This is a genomic window from Geodermatophilus amargosae (assembly GCF_041028265.1).
Lineage (GTDB): Bacteria > Actinomycetota > Actinomycetes > Mycobacteriales > Geodermatophilaceae > Geodermatophilus > Geodermatophilus amargosae_A.
Window position 1 is genome coordinate 289104 of the sequence record NZ_JABGCW010000004.1, and the last position, 19430, is coordinate 308533.

14 protein-coding genes are annotated in these 19430 nt (G+C 76.3%); 11 read left to right on the forward strand and 3 right to left on the reverse strand.

Features of this window, described 5'->3' with window-relative positions; translation table 11 throughout:
- Positions 1 to 22: 22 nt before the first annotated feature.
- Complete coding sequence (gene ligA / locus HLV61_RS06935; protein ID WP_369253658.1) at positions 23 to 2335, forward strand: NAD-dependent DNA ligase LigA; 2313 nt, start codon at positions 23 to 25, stop codon at positions 2333 to 2335.
- Positions 2336 to 2734: 399 nt separating this feature from the next.
- Here the strand turns inward: ligA and HLV61_RS06940 are convergent, their stop codons facing one another.
- Positions 2735 to 3400 carry an ACT domain-containing protein gene (locus HLV61_RS06940; protein WP_369253659.1) on the reverse strand — a complete coding sequence of 222 codons (666 nt, stop codon included), beginning with the start codon at positions 3398 to 3400 and terminating at the stop codon, positions 2735 to 2737.
- Between the two features lie 178 nt (positions 3401 to 3578).
- Between HLV61_RS06940 and gatC the strand changes: the two genes are divergently transcribed.
- Genes gatC through gatB form a run of 4 tightly spaced genes read left to right on the forward strand, consistent with a single transcriptional unit; the run spans position 3579 to position 7076 of the window.
- The gene (gatC, locus tag HLV61_RS06945; RefSeq protein WP_369253660.1) at positions 3579 to 3911 is read left to right on the forward strand and encodes an Asp-tRNA(Asn)/Glu-tRNA(Gln) amidotransferase subunit GatC; all 333 of its coding nucleotides are present in this window, start codon (positions 3579 to 3581) and stop codon (positions 3909 to 3911) included.
- Positions 3908 to 5401, forward strand: coding sequence for an Asp-tRNA(Asn)/Glu-tRNA(Gln) amidotransferase subunit GatA (gene gatA / locus HLV61_RS06950; RefSeq protein ID WP_369253661.1), 1494 nt, complete (start codon positions 3908 to 3910; stop codon positions 5399 to 5401). The genes gatC and gatA overlap by 4 nt, the downstream gene beginning before the upstream one ends.
- Entirely contained in the window at positions 5398 to 5580 is a 183-nt protein-coding gene (locus tag HLV61_RS06955; RefSeq protein ID WP_369253662.1) for a hypothetical protein, read from the forward strand. The genes gatA and HLV61_RS06955 overlap by 4 nt, the downstream gene beginning before the upstream one ends.
- Positions 5577 to 7076 carry an Asp-tRNA(Asn)/Glu-tRNA(Gln) amidotransferase subunit GatB gene (gene gatB, locus HLV61_RS06960; protein WP_369253664.1) on the forward strand — a complete coding sequence of 500 codons (1500 nt, stop codon included), beginning with the start codon at positions 5577 to 5579 and terminating at the stop codon, positions 7074 to 7076. The genes HLV61_RS06955 and gatB overlap by 4 nt, the downstream gene beginning before the upstream one ends.
- A gap of 51 nt (positions 7077 to 7127) precedes the next feature.
- Here gatB and HLV61_RS06965 read toward each other — a convergent pair whose 3' ends face one another.
- Positions 7128 to 8300 carry a PQQ-dependent sugar dehydrogenase gene (locus HLV61_RS06965; RefSeq protein ID WP_369253666.1) on the reverse strand — a complete coding sequence of 391 codons (1173 nt, stop codon included), beginning with the start codon at positions 8298 to 8300 and terminating at the stop codon, positions 7128 to 7130.
- A 112-nt stretch (positions 8301 to 8412) separates the two neighbouring features.
- Here HLV61_RS06965 and HLV61_RS06970 point away from each other — a divergent pair, with 112 nt between their 5' ends.
- The 3 genes from HLV61_RS06970 to HLV61_RS06980 are packed head-to-tail and all read left to right on the forward strand — an operon-like array spanning position 8413 to position 11176.
- Positions 8413 to 9810, forward strand: a complete 1398-nt coding sequence (locus HLV61_RS06970; protein WP_369253668.1) for an NAD(P)/FAD-dependent oxidoreductase — start codon at positions 8413 to 8415, stop codon at positions 9808 to 9810.
- An 11-nt stretch (positions 9811 to 9821) separates the two neighbouring features.
- Positions 9822 to 10781: a 2-hydroxyacid dehydrogenase gene (locus tag HLV61_RS06975; RefSeq protein ID WP_369253670.1), complete on the forward strand. Its 960-nt coding sequence runs from the start codon at positions 9822 to 9824 to the stop codon at positions 10779 to 10781.
- Positions 10782 to 10795: 14 nt separating this feature from the next.
- Positions 10796 to 11176 carry a PH domain-containing protein gene (locus HLV61_RS06980; RefSeq protein WP_369253672.1) on the forward strand — a complete coding sequence of 127 codons (381 nt, stop codon included), beginning with the start codon at positions 10796 to 10798 and terminating at the stop codon, positions 11174 to 11176.
- A gap of 2 nt (positions 11177 to 11178) precedes the next feature.
- Here the strand turns inward: HLV61_RS06980 and HLV61_RS06985 are convergent, their stop codons facing one another.
- Positions 11179 to 12033 (reverse strand): helix-turn-helix transcriptional regulator, encoded by an 855-nt coding sequence (locus HLV61_RS06985; RefSeq protein ID WP_369253674.1) that lies wholly within the window; start codon positions 12031 to 12033, stop codon positions 11179 to 11181.
- Positions 12034 to 12115: 82 nt separating this feature from the next.
- Between HLV61_RS06985 and ilvD the strand changes: the two genes are divergently transcribed.
- From ilvD to HLV61_RS07000, 3 genes are all read left to right on the forward strand, one after another.
- Entirely contained in the window at positions 12116 to 13819 is a 1704-nt protein-coding gene (gene ilvD, locus HLV61_RS06990) for a dihydroxy-acid dehydratase (protein ID WP_369253676.1), read from the forward strand.
- 75 nt (positions 13820 to 13894) lie between these two features.
- Positions 13895 to 16588 carry an EAL domain-containing protein gene (locus HLV61_RS06995; protein WP_369253678.1) on the forward strand — a complete coding sequence of 898 codons (2694 nt, stop codon included), beginning with the start codon at positions 13895 to 13897 and terminating at the stop codon, positions 16586 to 16588.
- Positions 16581 to 19289, forward strand: a complete 2709-nt coding sequence (locus HLV61_RS07000) for a putative bifunctional diguanylate cyclase/phosphodiesterase (protein ID WP_369253680.1) — start codon at positions 16581 to 16583, stop codon at positions 19287 to 19289. The genes HLV61_RS06995 and HLV61_RS07000 overlap by 8 nt, the downstream gene beginning before the upstream one ends.
- Positions 19290 to 19430: the final 141 nt, after the last annotated feature.

A 19430-nucleotide genomic window follows, 5' to 3' on the forward strand; every position in this document is an offset into this window, starting at 1 on the left:
CGCGCCGGATACCGTCCTCGCCGTGAGCACGGACGCGGAAGTCGATGCCCCGCAGGTCGCCGCGGTCGCCGACCGGCAGGACCTCACCGAGGTCCCCGACGAGGCGCGCACCCGCCACCGCGACCTGTCCGAGGAGCTCGACCGCTACGCCTTCGCGTACTACGTGCGCGACGAGCCGCTGGTCAGCGACGGGCAGTACGACGCGCTCATGGCCGAGCTGGAGGTCCTCGAGGCCGAGCACCCCGCGCTGCTCACGCCGGAGTCGCCGAGCCAGAAGGTCAACGGCGGCTTCACCGCCACGTTCGCGCCCGTGCAGCACCTCGAGCGCATGCAGAGCCTGGACAACGTCTTCGACGGCGACGAGCTCTCGGCGTGGGCCAACCGGGTCGTCCGGGACGCCGGTGCGGGCGTCGCCTGGCTGTGCGAGCTGAAGGTCGACGGCGTGGCGGTCGCCCTCGTCTACGAGCGCGGTCGGCTGGTCCGCGCGGCCACCCGGGGCGACGGGACGACGGGGGAGGACGTCACCGCCAACGTCCGCACCATGCAGGACGTCCCGCAGCACCTCGCCGGTGACGACGTGCCCGAGCTGCTCGAGGTCCGGGGCGAGATCTACTTCCCGATCGAGGGCTTCGCCGACGTCAACGCCGGCATGGTCGAGCAGGGCAAGGCGCCCTTCGCCAACCCGCGCAACGCCGCCGCCGGCTCCCTGCGGCAGAAGGACCCGCGGATCACCGCCTCCCGGCCGCTGCGGCTGGTCGTGCACGGCCTCGGCGCGCGCCGGGGCTTCGAGACCGACCGCCAGTCGGGGGCCTACGAGCGGCTGCGCGCCCTCGGCCTGCCGGTCAGCGAGCGCTTCGCGGTGGTCGACGACCTCGAGGCGGTGTGGGCCTTCATCGAGCGGTACCGCGAGCAGCGGCACTCGGTGGAGCACGAGATCGACGGCGTCGTGGTGAAGGTCGACCAGGTGCCGCTGCAGCGGCGGCTGGGCTCGACCTCGCGGGCGCCGCGCTGGGCGATCGCGTTCAAGTACCCGCCCGAGGAGGCCACCACCAAGCTCCTCGACATCCGGGTCAACGTCGGGCGCACCGGCCGGGTGACGCCGTTCGGCTACATGGAGCCGGTCAAGGTCGCGGGCTCCACCGTGCAGCTGGCCACGCTGCACAACGCCAGCGAGGTCCGGCGCAAGGGCGTCCTCATCGGCGACACGGTCGTCATCCGCAAGGCGGGCGACGTCATCCCCGAGATCCTCGGGCCGGTGGTGGCCGCGCGGACCGGCGCCGAGCACGAGTTCGAGATGCCGACGCACTGCCCGGAGTGCGGCACCGAGCTGCGGCACGAGAAGGAGGGTGACGCCGACATCCGCTGCCCGAACGCGCAGTCGTGTCCCGCGCAGCTGCGGGAGCGCGTCTTCCACGTCGCCGGCCGCGGCGCCTTCGACATCGAGGTGCTGGGCTACGAGGCGGCGATCGCGCTGCTGGCCGAGCACCTGCTCGAGGACGAGGGCGACGTCTTCGACCTCACCGAGGACGCGCTGCGCCGCACGGCCTTCTTCACCAGGAAGGACGGCGGCCTCTCGGCCAACGGGCAGCGGCTGCTGGCCAACCTGCAGGCGCGCAAGGACGTGCCGCTGTGGCGGGTGCTGGTCGCGCTGTCGATCCGGCACGTCGGCCCGACCGCCGCGCAGGCGCTGGCCCGCGACTTCCGCTCGCTGGACCGGATCGCCGCGGCGTCGGAGGAGGAGCTCGCCGCCGCCGACGGCGTCGGTCCGACCATCGCCCGCTCGGTGCGCGACTGGTTCGCCGTCGACTGGCACCGCGAGGTCGTGGAGAAGTGGCGCCGGGCCGGTGTGTCGCTGGCCGACGCCGGCGAGGACGCCCCGCCCGGGCCGCTCACCGGCGTCACCGTCGTCGTCACCGGGTCGCTGCGCGACCACAGCCGCGACCAGGCGATCGCGGCGATCCAGGAGCGCGGCGGCAAGGTGACCGGCTCGGTGTCGAAGAAGACCGGTTTCGTGGTGGTCGGCGCCGACCCCGGCAGCAAGTACGACAAGGCCGTGCAGGTGAAGGCGCCCGTCCTGGACGACGACGGCCTGCGCGTGCTCCTGGAGGAGGGTCCCGACGCTGCCCGCGCCGTCGCGACGATCGGCGACGGGAGCGAGCCCGAGGACGTGGCCGCGGCGTCGTCCGAGCCGGCGGGTGCAGGACCTGCCGAGCCGGAGCCGGAGCCGCAGCCGGAGCCCAAGGCGAGGACGAGGGGCAGGCGGGCCAAGGCGACGGGCGCGGACACCGAGCCGGTGGAGTCCCAGCCGGTGGAGGCCGGGCCGGCGGGGGAGTGAGCCGCTACGCCGGCCTCCGCCCCACGGAGACGTGTGAGCGACTGTCTCCGGTGAAGGGTGGCGGCGAACGCGGTGATCGCCCGGTACCGCCGCGCGGTCTGCCGGGCGACCTCCCGGTCGGCGGCCTGCACCCCACCCAGCGGTCCCGACGCCCAGCCGACACCCGGAGGCGTCACGGCCGGTGCGTCGAGTACCGCGGTCGAGGTTCCCGTCACGGCTTCGATCACATGTTCGGAAGGATCCCTCAGTAGGACCTGTGGACGGAGAAGGTGCAGGTCAGCGACGCAGAGCCTTTGACGGTTCGCTCCAGCGGCGCGGGCAGGGGGGCGGTGATGCGGGCCGTCGGGGTGGTGCCGCCGATCCCGACTGCAGTCGGCGTGGCGGAGCTCCGGCGGCGGATCAGACGGGTGGCAGGTGGGCGACGCCGGCGGCGATGCCGGTGAGGTGGGTCAGCCGCAGCAGCTCCGAGCGGCGGTAGACCGGCCCGCCCGAGCGGCCGGTGACGACGGCGGTGCGCGGGTCGCCGAAGGGTGCCGCCATCATCTCCACGGCCATCTCGCGCCAGCGCTCGGGCAGCCAGTCGTCCTCGCTGGGCAGCAGCAGCGGCGAGGGCAACGGCAGCCAGGGCAGCGCCATGCCGTCGAAGGCCGGGGCGGCGTCGGACGCGGCCAGGACCTGGCACCCGCCGTCGGAGGCCTGCAGCACCGCCGCCCAGCCGCTGTGGAAGACCCGCGGCAGCTCGACGGCCAGCAGTTTCACGGCGGTGCCCTCGGCAGCGCGCGCCAGCTCCTCGAGCAGGTCGAGCTCGCGGTGGGTGTCGAGGGGGCCGGCGAAGGGCCGCAGCGCCTCCACCTGCACGCCCGGGACCGCCTGCGCAGCGGTGATGAGGCTGTCGGGCAGCCGGTCGGGCGGCAGGTCCACCACGATGTCGTCGACGGCGACACCACTGCCGCGCTCGAGCACGTCGACCGAGACGATGTCGACGCCCACGGTGCCCAGCGCGGTGGCCACCGCGCCGAGCTGACCGGGGCGGTCGGGCACGACCAGGCGCAGGAGATAGGACACGGTTGCCTCCGCAGGGCGACGAGGTGCGAGCCGATCTCCGTCGATCGTGGTCCCGAGCAGCTTCCCCCACGGGCGGCCGGGGGTCGAGCACCGGACGGGCCCGGAGCGGGCCCACGTACAGTGAACAGGTTGCGTCCCTGGCGCCGGCCGGCGCCGACGACAGGAGTCCTCCCTCTTCATGAGCACCGAGCCGACGCCCGAACCCGGCGCGCACCCGGCCCTCGACCGCCAGGACATCGCGCACCTCGCGCGACTGGCCCGGCTGGCCGTCACCGACGAGGAGCTCGACCGCTTCGCAGGCCAGTTGGGCGCGGTGCTCGACGCGGTGGCCCGGGTGCAGCGCGCCGACGCCGGCGACGTCGTCCCGACGACGCACGCCGTCCCGCTGACCAACGTGCTGCGCCCCGACGTCGTCACCCCGAGCCTGCCCCGCGACGTCGTCCTGGCCGGCGCCCCCGCCGCCGACGAGGACCGCTTCCGCGTCCCGCGCATCCTGGGGGAGGAGGAGTGAGCGACCTCACCGCCCTGCCGGTCACCGCGCTGCAGGCCGCGCTGGCCTCCGGCGAGGCCTCGGCCGTCGAGGTCACCCGCGCCCACCTCGACCGGATCGCCACCGAGGACGGCGACCTCGGCGCCTACCTGCACGTCGACGCCGACGCCGCCCTGCAGCGGGCCGGCGAGATCGACGCCGCGGGCACCGCCGGCACCGGCCTCGCGGGCATACCCGTCGCGCTCAAGGACGTCTTCGTCACCGAGGGCGTGCCCACCACCAGCGGCTCGCGGATCCTCGAGGGCTGGCGCCCGCCGTACTCGGCCACCGTCGCGAGGAGGCTGCGCGACGCCGGCACCGTGCTGCTCGGCAAGACCAACATGGACGAGTTCGCGATGGGCTCGTCCACCGAGAACTCCGCGTACCAGGTCACCCGCAACCCGTGGGCCCGCGACCGCATCCCCGGCGGGTCCTCGGGTGGCTCGAGCGCCGCGGTCGCCGGCCGGCTCGCGCCCTTCGCGCTGGGCACCGACACCGGCGGGTCGATCCGCCAGCCCGCCGCCGTCACCGGCCTGGTCGGGCACAAGCCCACCTACGGCTCGGTGTCGCGCTACGGCCTGATCGCCTTCTCCTCCAGCCTGGACCAGGCCGGCCCGATGGCCCGCACGGTCATGGACGCCGCCCTGCTGCACGAGGCGATCGGCGGCCACGACCCGTGCGACTCGACGTCCATCGACGCGCCGGTGCCCGCCGTGGTCGAGGCCGCCCGCCGTGGAGCCGGCGGCGACCTGTCCGGCCTGCGGGTCGGCGTCGTCCGGGAGCTCGGCGGCGAGGGCGCCCGCGAGGGTTACGACGCCGGCGTGATCGAGCGCGTCGCCGAGGCGGTGGCGCTGCTGGAGGCGGCCGGCGCCGAGGTCCGCGAGGTCTCCTGCCCCGCGTTCGACCTCGCCCTGCCGGCGTACTACCTGATCGCCCCCAGCGAGGCGTCGTCGAACCTGGCCCGCTTCGAGGGCATGCGGTTCGGCATCCGGGTCGGCGACGACGGCAGCCGCGACATCGACGAGGTCATGGCGCTCACCCGCGAGCAGGGCTTCGGCCCCGAGGTGAAGCGGCGGATCATCCTCGGCACGTACGCGCTGTCGGCGGGCTACTACGACGCCTACTACGGCCAGGCGCAGAAGGTCCGCACGCTCGTCTCCCGCGACTTCTCCGCCGCCTTCGACGGCGTCGACGTGCTGGTCAGCCCGACCAGCCCCACGGTGGCCTGGCCGATCGGCGCCCGCGTCGACGACCCGCTGGCCATGTACGCCGCCGACCTGTGCACGCTGCCGGCCAGCCTCGCCGGCGTCCCGGCCATCTCGGTGCCGTGCGGGCTGTCGGAGGGGCTGCCGGTCGGCCTGCAGGTGATGGCCCCGGCGCTGGCCGACGACCGCTGCTACCGGGTCGCCGCCGCGGTCGAGGCCGCCCTCGGCGCCCCGCTGACCGACCGGCTGCTGGAGCGGGCCGCGTGAACGGCGCGCTCAAGGCCGCCTGGGGCCTGGTCGCCTTCGTCGTGCTGGCCGGCCTGGTGCTGTGGCTGACCACCGGCCGGGCGGTCTTCGCCGTCTTCATCGTCCTGGGCGTGCTGACCGGCATCGGTGCCTGGGTCACCGGCCGCAGCACCACCCCGAAGGGAGGGCCCACCCCGTGAGCGAGACCCTCGTCGACTTCGACGACGTCCTCACCCGTTACACGCCGCTCATCGGCCTGGAGACCCACGTCGAGCTGGGCACCGGGTCGAAGATGTTCTGCGGCTGCTCGACGACGTTCGGCGCCGAGCCCAACACCCAGACCTGCCCGGTCTGCCTGGGCCTGCCCGGGTCGCTCCCGGTGGCCAACGCGGCGGCCATCGAGTCCACCATCCGGATCGGCCTGGCCCTGGGCTGCCGCATCGCGGACTGGTCGCGCTTCGCGAGGAAGAACTACTTCTACCCGGACATCCCGAAGGGCTTCCAGACCAGCCAGTACGACGAGCCGCTGTGCGTCGACGGGCACCTCGACGTCGAGGTCGACGGCCGGACGTACCGCGTGGAGATCGAGCGGGTGCACCTCGAGGAGGACACCGGCAAGAACCTGCACGTGGGCGGGGCCACCGGGCGCATCCACGGCGCCGACCACTCTCTGGTCGACTTCAACCGCGCCGGCATCCCGCTGGTCGAGATCGTCACCCGCCCCGTGCCCGGCACCGGCGACAAGGCCCCCGAGGTGGCCCGCGCCTACGTCACCGAGCTGCGCGAGATCGTCCAGACGCTCGGCGCCTCCGACGTGCGGATGGAGCAGGGCAGCCTGCGCTGCGACGTCAACACCTCGCTCGCGCCGGTCGGCAGCTCCGCGTGGGGCACCCGCACCGAGACCAAGAACGTCAACTCACTGCGCTCGGTCGAGCGGGCGGTCCGCTACGAGATGCGCCGGCAGGCCGCCGTCCTCGACGCCGGCGGACGCGTGGTGCAGGAGACGCGGCACTTCCACGAGGACACCGGCAGCACGTCGCCGGGCCGCAGCAAGGAGGAGGCGACCGACTACCGGTACTTCCCCGAGCCCGACCTCGTGCCGCTCGCCCCGGACGCGGAGTGGGTGGCGGAGCTCGCCGCCGCACTGCCCGAGCTGCCGGCCGCCCGGCGCAGCCGCCTGCAGGGCGAGTGGGGCCTGTCGGGCACCGAGATGACCTGGCTGGTCAACGCCGGGGCGCTCGGGCTGGTCGAGCAGACCGTGGCCGCCGGCGCCTCGCCGGCCGAGGCGCGCAAGTGGTGGCTGGGCGAGCTGGCCCGCCGCGCCAACGACGCCGGCGTCGAGCTGACCGACCTCGCCGTCACCCCGGCGCAGGTGGCCGAGCTGACCGCGCTGGTCGGCGAGGGCACCGTCAACGACAAGCTGGCCCGGCAGGTGCTCGACGGCGTGCTGGCCGGCGAGGGCGACCCGCGCGCCGTCGTCGCGGCGCGCGGGCTGGCGGTGATGGGGGAGTCCGACGAGCTCGTCGCCGCCGTCGACGCCGCGATCACCGGCGCGCCCGACGTCGTCGAGAAGGTGCGCGGCGGCAAGGTGCAGGCGCTCGGCGCACTGGTCGGGGCGGTCATGAAGACCACCCGCGGCAAGGCCGACGCGGCCACCGTCCGCCGGATGCTGGAGGAGCGCGTCCTCAGCAGCTGAGGCCGTGCACTCCCGCGGGTCTGCCCGGGGCAGATCCGCGGGAGTGCACCGTCACAGCGGGGAGGAGCCGGTCGACGACGGCGGCAGGATCCGCAGCACCTTGTCGTCGTCCTCGGCGGGCGTGCCGATGCCGTCCTTGTTCGACGTGGTGATCCACAGCCCGCCCTCGCCGTCGAGGACCACGGTGCGCAGTCGGCCGTAACGCCCCGCCAGCAGCTGGGTGGGGTCCTCGGTCACCCCGCCGTTGCCGTCGACCTGGACGACGGTCACCTGCTGGCCGTCCAGCGCGCCGAGGAACACGGTGGTGCCGGCTGCGGCGCAGCCGCCCAGCCCGCCCTGGGCGTTGTCGACCTCCAGCACCGGGGGGATCGTCCCGGCGCCCCCGGCGGGCCAGCCGTGGTCACTGCCCTGGACCAGTTCGTCGAGCTCGTCGGGCCCGGCGCTGGACTCGTCCACGGCGTAGACCGTGCCCGCCTCGTCACCGGACGGGCAGATGGCGGTGACGTCGGAGAAGCCGCTGCTGTACACCGGTCCGGCACCGCTGACGGGCTGGCCGAAGACGTCGACGTGCAGCACCTTGCCGCCCAGCGAGGCCGGGTCCTGGGCCAGCACCGGGTTGCCGGTGTCGCCGGTGCCGACGAACAGCGTGCCGTCGGGTGCGAACTGCAGCCCGCCGCCGTTGTGCACCTCGCCGCGGGGGATGCCGGTGAGCACCGGGTTCGGCGTGCCGCCGAGCGGGAAGCGGACGACGCGGTTGTCGGTGGCCGTGGAGACGTAGGCGTAGAACAGCCCGTCCTCGTCGAACGTCGGCGACAGCGCCAGCCCGAGCAGGCCGCCGTCGCCGGCGGTGTCGATGCCGGGGACGACCATGAGCTCCTGCGCCGGCGAGCGGTCGGGGAAGACCTGCAGCAGCCGGCCGGTCTCGCGCTCGCCCACGACCGCCGTGCCGTCGGGGAGCACGACCAGCCCGGTGGGCACCGTCAGGCCGGTGGCGACGACGTTGGGGTCCCCGCCGGCCGTGCCGGAACCGGGGTCGGCGGGGTCGCCCGGCGACGGCGCGGGGGTGGACTCGGTGGGCGGGCCGACCTCCGGCGGCGCGCCCTCGGGCAGCGGCCGGAACGGGCCGGCCGGCTCGTAGCCGTCCTCGCCGCAGGCGGTCAGCAGCAGCGCCAGGGCGACCACGCACCCGGTGGCGGCGCCCCGCCGTCCCCGCTCCCGCCTCACCCGCTCCACAGTACGGGCGGGCGGTGCCCGCCGAGCGCGACGCCGGCCCTCCGGGCACCCGGTGGCGAGTAGGTTCCCGGACCTCACCGGTCCGAGGTCCGTGGAGGTCGGGATGCGTGACGTGACGGTCGACGGCAGCGCAGCAGGCGGGACGGGACCGGCGGCGCGGCCGCAGGTGGTGGTGGTCGGCGGCGGGTTCGCCGGCCTGGCCGCCCTCCGGCGCCTGCAGCGCAGCCTCCCGCCCGAGGCCGCCGACCTCGTCCTCGTGACCCCCACCGACTACCTGCTCTACAGCCCGCTGCTGCCCGAGGTGGCCACCGGTGTGGTCGAGGCCCGGCACGTGGCGGTGTCCCTGCGGCGGCTGCTCCCGCGGGTGCGGCTGGTGCTCGGCCGCGTCGAGGACGTCGACCTCGACGGCCGGACGGCCACCCTCCGGCCGGTGCACGGGGGGACCGCGACGCTGCCGTGGGACCGGCTGGTCCTCACGCCCGGCGCGGTGACCCGCCAGGTGCCGGTGCCGGGCGTGCCCGAGCACGGCCGGGCGCTCAAGACGCTCGTGGAGGCGGTGTTCCTCCGCGACCACCTGCTCGAGCAGCTCGACCTCGCCGACGCGCTCCCCGACACCCCGGCCGGCCGCGCCGAGCGGGCCGCGCGGCTCACCGTCGTGGCGGTCGGCGCCGGGTACACGGGCACCGAGGTGGTGGCCCAGACGCAGCGGTGGCTGCGCCGCATCGAGGGCCGGTGGGACCGCACCCGGGCCGGCGACGTCCGGTGGGTGCTCGTCGACCTCGCACCGGCGGTGCTGCCCGAGCTCGGCCCGGCGCTGGGCCGGCGCGCGCTGGCCCTGCTCGCCCGCCGCGGTGTCGACGTCCGCCTGGAGACGTCGGTGGTGTCGGCCGACGACGAGGCCGTCGTCCTGACCGACGGCGACACCATCCCGACCCGCACCCTCGTCTGGGGCGCCGGCGTCGTCGCCTCCCCGCTGGTCGGGCGGCTGGGGCTGCCGCTGCGCCGCGGTCGGCTCGTCGTGGATGCCGACCTCGCGGTGCCGGGCGTGCCCGGCGTCTGGGCGGCCGGCGACGCGGCCGCGGTCCCCGACCTCGCCGCCCCCCACGACGGGGACGCGTTCCCGGACACCCCGCCGACGGCCCAGCACGCGCAGCGCCAGGGAGTCGTCCTCGGCCGCAACGTGGCGGCCAGCCTGGGGGTGGGCCGGCCCCGCCGCTACCGGCACCGCGACCTCGGCCTGGTCGCGGACCTCGGCGGGTGGGACGCCGTCGCGCGCCCGCTCGGGATCCCGCTCACCGGGCCGGTGGCCAAGGTGGTCACCCGCGGCTACCACCTCTACGCGCTGCCGGCGATGGCCAACCGGGTGCGGGTGGCCGCCGACTGGCTGTTCCAGACGCTGCTGCCGCCGGAGTCCACCCAGCTGTCCGTGGTGCGCCCGGAGGACGCCCGCACCGCCACCGCCCAGGGCATCGCCCCGGGAGCCCTCCAGGGCGCGCCCTAGTCTCGGGTGCCGTGGCTCCCGAGATCCGCGGCACCGACATCGCCGGGCCCGACGAGACGCTGACCGTCCTCGTGCCCTCCCGGTCCATGGCCGAGGCGGCGGAGGCGCTGTCCCCTCGGGTGCGCGCCGTGCGCGCCGACCCCGACGACGGCCCGCCGCCGGACGAGGCCGCCCAGGCGCAGGTGTGGGTGCCCCGCTTCGGCGCGGGGAGCCCGTCGCCGGAGTTCCTCGCCACCCTGCCGCGGCTGCGCCTGGTGCAGCTGCTCAGTGCCGGCGCCGAGCGGTTCTCCGGCCGGCTGCCCGACGGCGTCGTGCTCTGCAACGCCCGCGGCGCGCACACGCCCTCGACGGCGGAGTGGGTGGTCGCCGCGACCCTCGCCGTGCAGCGGGGGCTGCCGGACTTCGTGCGCGAGCAGGACGCCGGCCGCTGGACGCCGTCCACCCACCGCTCGCTGATCGGGGCGCGGGTGCTGGTGGTCGGCGCCGGTGACATCGGCCGCCGGATCGGCGCGATGCTCTCCGGCTTCGACGTCGAGCTCACCTTCGTGGGGCGGACCGCCCGCGACGGCGTGCACGGAACCGACGAGTTGCCGGCGCTGCTGCCGCACGCCGACGTCGTGGTCCTGATCGTGCCGGTCACCGACGAGACCACCGGCCTGGTCGACGCCACCTTCCTCGCCGCGATGCCCGACGGCGCGCTGCTCGTGAACGCCGCCCGCGGGGTCGTCGTCGACACCGACGCGCTGCTCGCGGAGCTGACCGCCGGCCGGCTGCGAGCCGCGCTCGACGTGACCGACCCCGAGCCGCTGCCCGAGGGGCACCCGCTGTGGTCGGCGCCCGGGCTGCTGCTCACCCCGCACGTCGCCGGGACGGTGCCCGAGACCGGGGCCCGCGCGCAGGCCACCGTCCTCGCGCAGCTGCGCCGGGTCCTGGCGGGGGAGCCGCTGGCCGACGTCGTCGACGACTACTGACGGATCATGGGGACGTGGCAACCCTCGCCCGCATGCGCCTGAGCCGGGTCACGCTGGTCCCCGTCGTCTTCCTCGCCGTCTGCGTGCTCCCGTTCGCCTCGGCCTCCCCGTGGGCCGCCCTGGTCCTGCTGCTGCCCGTGCTGGCGGCGGTCTGGGTGCTGCGCGTGGGGGTGGACGTCGACGACGACGCCATCACCACCCGCGGGCTGCTCGGTCGGCGCCGGGTGGCCTGGGACGACCTGGCCGGCATCCGCATCGTCCGCAACGCCCGGCTGCGGCTGGTCACCACCGGTGGGGCAGAGGTGCCCCTGCCGGTGCTGCGCGCCCGCGACCTGCCCCGGCTGGCCGGGTGGTCCGGCGGCCGGTTCGACGTCCCGGCGCCGCCCGGGCGCTGACCTCAGACGGGGGGGCCGGCCAGCCCGAGCAGCCGCTGCGCGCTCTCGCTGCCGGCCGCCGCCGTGTAGACGACGACCTGCAGCCCGGGGGCGTCGGCGGGCGTGAGCTGGTGGTGCTCGAGCAGCAGGCTGCCCACCTCGGGGTGTGCGAAGCGGCGCTCGGCGGAGCTGAACCGGTCGACGTCGTGGCGGGCCCAGCCCGCGCGGAAGTGCGGGCTGGCCGCCTCGAGCCGGGAGACGAGGTCGACGACGGCCGGGTCGGCCAGCCGGTGGCCCACCTCGGCGCGGAACTGGGTGAGGAACCGCCGGCTGTCCGCCGGCCAGTCGGCGAGCAGCGCCCGGACGGCGGGGTCGGTGAAGACCAGCTCCAGCAGGTTCCGCCGCTCGGCGGGGACGGCGGCCACGCCGGGGTAGAAGCGCTCGTAGGCGCGGTTCCAGCCGGCGATCGACCAGTCCGCGGTGATGGCGTACGCGGGGGAGGGGCCCAGCGCGTCGAGCAGGCGCTGCACGTGCCCGGGCATCCCGGCGGCCGCGCCGGCCGGTGCCGCGCCCCCGTGCCCCGTCAGCCGCAGCACGTACTCCGACTCCGCCGGCGTCATCCGCAGGGTCCGGGCCAGCGCCTCGACGACCTGGCGGGACGGGCGGATGTCGCGGCCCTGCTCCAGCCAGGTGTACCAGGTGGAGCTCACCCCGGAGAGCAGCGCCACCTCCTCGCGGCGCAGCCCCGGCGTCCGCCGCCGGCCGCCCGGGGGCAGGCCGGAGTCGCGCGGGTCGACCTGCTCGCGGCGGGAGCGCAGGAACTCGGCGAGCTCACGGCGGGCGGCCGGGGGACCCGCGCGCCCGGCGGTGGCGGACACGGCGGCTCCCGGGGTGGTGGTGTCGGTACCAGTATGGACCGCCCCTGGGGCGGCGGCCGGACCGCGCCTACCCTCGGCGCTCGTGACGACCGTGGACGACCCCCGCACCACCGCCGACGTCAAGCCGCGCAGCCGTGAGGTGACCGACGGCATCACCAAGGCCCCGGCGCGGGCCATGCTGCGCGCCGTCGGCATGGGCGACGACGACTGGGACAAGCCGCAGATCGGGGTGGCCTCGTCCTGGAACGAGATCACCCCCTGCAACCTCTCCCTCGACCGGCTGGCCAAGCGGGCCAAGGAGGGCGTGCACGCCGCCGGCGGCTTCCCGCTGGAGTTCGGCACCATCTCGGTGTCCGACGGCATCTCCATGGGCCACGAGGGCATGCGCGCCTCGCTGGTCAGCCGCGAGGTCATCGCCGACTCCGTGGAGACGGTCATGTTCGCCGAGCGGCTCGACGGCTCGGTGCTGCTGGCCGGCTGCGACAAGTCGCTGCCCGGCATGCTCATGGCCGCCGCGCGCCTCGACCTCGCCAGCGTCTTCCTCTACTCCGGCTCCACGCTGCCCGGGAAGCTCGGCGACCGCGACGACCTCACGATCATCGACGTCTTCGAGGCCGTCGGCGCCTGCGCCCGCGGGCTGATCACCCAGGACGAGCTGGCCGCCGTCGAGCGGGCCGCCTGCCCGGGCATGGGCTCCTGCGGCGGCATGTACACCGCCAACACCATGGCCAGCGTCGCCGAGGCGCTCGGCATGGCCCTGCCCGGCAGCGCCGCCCCGCCGGCCCCCGACAGCCGCCGCGACGCGTTCGCCGTCGCCTCGGGCGAGGCCGTGGTCAACCTGCTGCGGAAGGGCATCACCGCCCGCCAGATCATGACCAGGCAGGCGTTCGAGAACGCCATCACCGTGGTCATGGCGCTCGGCGGCTCCACCAACGCCGTCCTGCACCTGCTGGCGATCGCGCACGAGGCGCAGGTCGACCTCACGCTCGACGACTTCAACCGGATCGGCGACCGCACGCCGCACCTCGCCGACGTCAAGCCCTTCGGCCGGTTCGTGATGACCGACATCGACCGCGTCGGCGGCGTCCCGGTGGTCCTGCGGGCGCTGCTGGACGCCGGCCTGCTGCACGGCGACACGCTCACCGTCACCGGGAAGACGATGGCGGAGAACCTGGCCGAGATCGCCCCGCCGGACCTCGACGGCACGATCGTGCACGCGATGGCCGACCCCATCCACAAGACCGGCGGCCTGACGATCCTGCGCGGCTCGCTGTCCCCGGAGGGGGCGGTCGTGAAGTCGGCCGGCTTCGACGCCGACGTCTTCGAGGGCACCGCGCGCGTCTTCGACGGCGAGCAGGGCGCCATGGACGCCGTCACCGAGGGCACGCTGCAGGCCGGCGACGTCGTCGTCATCCGGTACGAGGGCCCCCGGGGCGGCCCGGGCATGCGGGAGATGCTCGCCGTCACCGGTGCGATCAAGGGCGCGGGCCTGGGCAAGGACGTCCTCCTGCTCACCGACGGCCGGTTCTCCGGCGGGACGACGGGGCTGTGCGTCGGCCACGTCGCGCCCGAGGCCACCGACGGCGGCCCGATCGCGTTGGTGCGGAACGGCGACCGCATCCGGCTCGACCTCGCCGCCCGGACGCTGGACCTCCTGGTCGACGACGACGAGCTGGCCCGGCGCCGCCAGGACTGGGTGCCGCTGCCCCCGCGCTACACCACCGGGGTCCTCGGCAAGTACGCGAAGCTGGTCGGCTCGGCGGCCCAGGGCGCGATCTGCGGATGACCCGGCCCACCCCCAAGGGGTGAACGCGCTCCCCGGGGGCTGTCCCCGGGGAGCGCCGCTGCCGACACCACGGGTGTGGACAGGCGGATCGGGTGGCTGCTGGCGTGCGCCGTGCCGGCCGCGGCGGCGTGCGCCCTGGCCGCGCTCGAGCCGGCGCTGGACCCGCTGGGCGACGCGGTCACGGGCCTGGCCGGGCTGCTCACCGGCCTCGCGCTGCTCGCGTTGAGCCGGCCCGGCGACCCCTCCGCCCCGCCGTGGCGGCTGATGGCGGCCGCGGCGCTGTTCCCCGTGCTCGGCCTGGTGCTCAGCACCGCGGCGGGGCCGGACCCGGTCCTGCCCGCCGTGGTGCTGCGCTGGGTGCCCACCGTGCCCGGCTACGTGCTCGTGGTGGTGGCCCTCCTGGGGATGGTCGAGCGCTCCAGCCTGCGGCGCACCTGCCGGCGCACGCTGCTCGAGCTCGCCCTCTTCGGCGCCGCCGCCCTGGTCGTCATGCAGCTGCTGCTGGTCGGGCCCGGCAACAGCTGGACCGCGCTGTCCCTCGGCGCGCAGCTCGTGCTCGGCGCCGCGGTGGTGGCCGCCTCCGCCACCATGGCCGCCGGCCTGACCGTCCTCGGGTCGGTCGAGGCGCACCGCCAGCGCATGGCCACGGTGCTGCTCGGCGCGCTCGTCGTGCTCTGCGTCGCCCGCGGCACCGGCACCTCCGCCGCGCTGCTCGGCGCCGCCGACGCCGTCCCCCTCACCCGGGTGGCCGTCGTCCTCGGCCTCACGCTGATGGTGCTGGCGCGCCTGCTCGACCCGGGCACCGCCGCCGACGTCCGCCGCTGCGCGAACGGCGGTCGCGCCGACCAGCTGCGCTCGGTGCTGCCGCACCTGGCGCTCGTGGTCGTCGTCGCGCTGGTCGTCGTGCCGCTGGTCCTGGACACCGTGCCGACCCGGGTGACCCTCGCCGGTGCCCTCCTCTGCGTGGCGCTGTCCGCGGCGCACCGCTGGGTCACCACGCGCGAGGAGCACCTGCGCGGGGACCGGCTGCGCCGCGACGAGGCGTACTTCCGCAACCTGCTGCACGCCAGCCGCGACGCCGTCCTCGTGCTGGACGCGCGGCTGCGGGTGGGTTTCGCCTCGCCCGCGATGGCCGCGCTGCTGGGCACGACCCCGGCCGACCTGACCGGCCGGGACGTGCTCTCCGGTGCCGCCGGCCGCCCGGGCACCCTCGACCCCGGGGACGCCGCCGCGCTGCGCCGCGTCCTCGACTCCGGCACCGACGGCCTCGTCACCCTGCACGCCCGCGACGCCGGCGGCAGCCAGCGCTGCCTGGAGGTCAGCGTCTCCGACCTGCGCGCCGACCCCGCCGTCGGCTCGGTGGTGCTGCACTGCCGCGACGTGACCGAGCGCGTAGCCCGTGAGCGGGCCCTCGAGGAGGTCGCGTTCACCGACGCGCTCACCGGCCTGCCCAACCAGGCCGGCTGGGACGCCGCCCTGGCGCCGGCGACCGCCCGGGCGGGGTCCGCCGTCCTGCTGGTCGAGGTCTCCGGGCTCGACGAGGTCCGCGAGCACGCCGGCCGCGACGCCGTCGCCGCCGTCCTGGTCGAGCTGGGCCGGCGGCTGCGCTCCGCCGTGCGCGCCGACGAGGTGGTCGCCCGGCTGGTCGGCGGCACGTTCGCCGTCCTCGCCGAGGGCGACGCCGACACCGCAGCCCTGCTCGGCGACCGCTGCCTGGCGGTGCTGGAGCAGCCGGTGACCACGGTCGCCGGCGTCTTCGACCTCGGCGCGGCGATCGGCGTGGTCGTCGTGGAACCGGGGGCCGACGTCGCCGAGGTCGGCGCCCGCGCCGAGCTGGCGGTCGCGGCCGCCCGCGCGTCCGGGTCGGCCCGGGCCACCTGCTGGACGCCGGCACTCGGCGCGGCCGCCGCCCGCCGGGCCCGGCTGCGCGACGACCTGCCCGGTGCGGCCGGGCGCGGCGAGCTGTGGCTGGCCTTCCAGCCGATCGTGCGGATGGCCGACAAGCAGGTCGCCGGGGTGGAGGCGCTGCTGCGCTGGCGGCACCCGGAGCTCGGGGAGGTCCCGCCGGGCGAGTTCGTCCCGATCGCCGAGCGCGCCGGGGTCATGGGCGCCCTGCAGCGCTGGGCGCTGCGCGAGGCGACCGCGGCCGTCCTGGCGCTGCCCGCGACCGACGGCGAGCCGATCCGGCTGAGCGTGAACATCGCGGCCGCGCACGTGGCCGACCGGACGCTCGTCGAGGACGTCGCCACGGCGCTGCGCACCTCGGGCCTGCCCCCGGAGCGGCTGGTCCTGGAGATCACCGAGGCCACCGTGCTCGCCGAGGGCGACTCCGTGGCCGTCGACGTCGAGGCGCTGCGGCTCATGGGCGTGCACGTCGCCCTCGACGACTTCGGCACCGGCTCCTCCTCGCTGGCCCACCTCACCCGGCTGCCGGTCGACGTGCTCAAGCTCGACCGCTCCTTCGTCTCCCGCGTCGACCGCGACCGGCAGAGCCGTGCGCTGTGCGAGGCGGTGCTCACCGTCGGGCGCTCGCTCGGGCTGCAGGTCGTCGCCGAGGGCGTCGAGACGCCGGCGCAGCTCGGGGTGCTGCGCGGCCTGGGCCTCGACCACGCGCAGGGGTTCCTGCTCTCCCGCCCCCTGTCGCTGGCCGACCTCGTGCGGCTGCTGCACGACGGCGCCGGGCGGCTGTGGCCCGGCCTGGTCGGCTCCTCGGCCGACCCCGTGCCCGCTGCCGACCTCCCCGCGGTCCGGGCCGGCCGCCGTGGCTGAGCGCCGCACGCGGCGCGCGGCCGCGGGCGCGCAGGTGCTGCTCGCCGTCCTCGCCGTCCTCGCCGTCCTCGCCGTCGTCTCCACCGTCGCGCAGCTGACCGCGGCGCCGGCGTCGGCCTGGCTCGTGCCCGCCGCTCTCGGCCTCGCCTCCGCGACCGCCGCCGTGGTGCTGCTCCGCTGCGCCACCCGGCTGCCCGGGCGGTCCGGCCGGCCCTGGCGGGCGCTGGCCGGTGCCGGCGCGCTGCTGGCGCTCGGCCAGGCGATCGCCCTCGCCCGGCCCGGCCGCGACCTGTCCTCCGGGGGCGTCGAGGACCTCCCCGTGCTGCTCGCGGTCCCCGTGGCCGTCTCCGCGGCGGTGCTGCTGCTCCCGCCGCGGACCGCCCGGCGCATCGGCACCCGGGTGCTGTTCGACGGCCTGGTGGTCACCGTCGCCGTCGCGCTGGCGGGCTGCGTGCTGATCGGCGACCTCGTCGTCCGCACGCCGGGCCTCGTCTCCGCCGGCTACCCGCTGGTCGGCGCGGTGCTCTGCGGCATCGGCCTGGTGACCCTGACCGCCGTCCCCGAGGCCCGCCGCCGCGCCGCCGGCTGGCTGCTCGTCTGCTTCGTCGCGATGGCCCTCGTGGCCCTCGCCGGCGCGCTGGGCCGCGCGTCCACCGGCACCGCGTCCTCCGGCGCGGCGTCCCCGGTCTGGGGCGTGGTCACCGTGCTCGCGTGGCTGGCCATGCTCGGCGCCGGGCTGCGCGGCGCCCTGGCCGACGTCGGCGCCCACGAGGTGCCCGACCGCCGCGCGCTGCCCCTGCGCGGCGGTGTCCTCGCCCACGGCGCGGCCGCCGCGGCCCTGCTCGCGGTCATCGGGGGCGCGGTCGCCGGCCGGCCGGTGACCACGGGCGAGGCCGTCGCGGCCGCCGTCCTGGTCGTGCTCACCTCGGCGCGGACCCTGTCCTGGGCCGTGGACGCCGCCGCGCTCACCCGCCGGCTGGAGCGCACCGAGGGCTGGTTCCGGGCGCTGGTGCACAGCGGGGACGCCGTCACGGTGGTCCTCGACGCCGCCGGCCGGGTCACCTCCGCGTCCGGTCCCGTGGCCGACCGGCTGGGCCGCGCGGAGGAGGACCTCCTCGGGTGCCTGCTGGTCGGCCTGCTGCACCCCGAGGACCGCGACCTGCTCGACCGCGTCTCCGCCGCCCTCCGGGACGGCACGCCCGACGGCCTGCCCGCCACCGGCCGGCTGGGCACCACCGAGGGCACGTGGCGCGACGTCGAGGTCTCCGGTGCCGCACCCGCCGCCGGCCGCCGCGCCGACGACGGGCTGGTGCTGCACCTGCGCGACGTCACCGAGCGCCGGGCCGGCCACCGCGAGCTCGAGCGGCTGGCCTACACCGACTCGCTCACCGGCCTGCCCAACCGCGCGCGCTTCATGTCCGCGCTCGACGACGCCCTGGCCGGGGCCGCCCGTGGCCGCCGCTCCTGCGTGCTGCTCGTCGACCTCGACGGATTCAAGGCGGTCAACGACGTCGCCGGCCACGACGCGGGGGACCGGCTCCTGTGCGAGGTGGCCGACTCGCTGCGCGCCGAGGCCCGCTCCGGCGACCTGGTCGCCCGCCTCGGCGGTGACGAGTTCGCCCTCGTCGTCGACGCCGGGCCCGACGAGGCGCTGGCACTGGCCGAGCGGCTGGTCACGCGGCTGGACCGCACCCACCGGTACGCCGCCCCCGGCGACCCCGAGGGCGCCGGTCCCGTCCTGCGCACGTCGGCGAGCGTCGGCGTCGCCGACGTGGTGGCCGGCGCCGACGCGTCGGCCACCGTCCGCGAGGCCGACCTGGCGCTGCGCACGGTCAAGGCCCAGGGCAAGAACGGCGTGCGCGCGTCGGGGGAGGCCCTCGTCGAGGAGTCCGCCCGGCGCAGCCGGCTGGCCCGCGACCTGCCCGGAGCCATCGCCCGGGGCCGGCTGCGGCTGGTCTTCCAGCCGGTGGCGGGCACCGCCGAGCGCCGCATCCTCGGCGTCGAGGCCCTGGTGCGCTGGGACCACCCGGTCCACGGCCCGGTGTCCCCGGAGGAGTTCATCGGCCTCGCCGAGGACGACGGGCTCATCGTGCCGCTGCAGCGGTGGGTGCTCGAGACGGCGACCGCCGAGCACGCCCGGCTCGTGGCCGGCGGCCGCGACCTCAAGCTCGGCGTCAACATCTCGGTGCGCCACCTGCAGGCCCGCTGCCTGGTCGAGGACGTCACCCGCGCGCTCGAGCGCTCCGGCCTGCCCGCCCGGATGCTCATGGTCGAGGTGACCGAGAGCGTCCTCATGGACGACGACGAGCGGCTGCTGGCCGAGCTCGCCGAGCTCTCCGCCCTGGGCTGCGTCGTCTCCCTCGACGACTTCGGCAAGGGCTACTCGTCGCTGGCCTACCTCGCCCGGCTGCCGGTGCAGGTGCTGAAGATGGACCGCGGCTTCGTCTCCGGCATCGACACCGACCCCCGGGGTGCCGCGCTGGTCGGCAGCGTCGTCGACCTCGGCCGCACGCTCGGCATGGACGTCGTCGCCGAGGGCGTGGAGACGCCGGGGCAGATGGCCGTGCTCACCGCGCTGGGCTGCTCGTTCCTGCAGGGCTGGCTCATCGGCCGCCCGGTGCCCGCCGGCGAGCTGGCCGCGGTCGTCGACGGCTTCGACCCCGCGCGGCTCGAGGTGCCGGTGCCGGTCGCCGTCCCATGAACCGCTCGACACGGTCCCACGGGATGAGACGGCCAGGTTGACGTCCAGCCGGGTGGGGCGCACAGTGTGCTCGTGCCCTCCGCCTGCCTGCTCCTCGTAGTCGCCTAGCGCGCCGGTCGCCCGACCGACGCGCTACGCCCC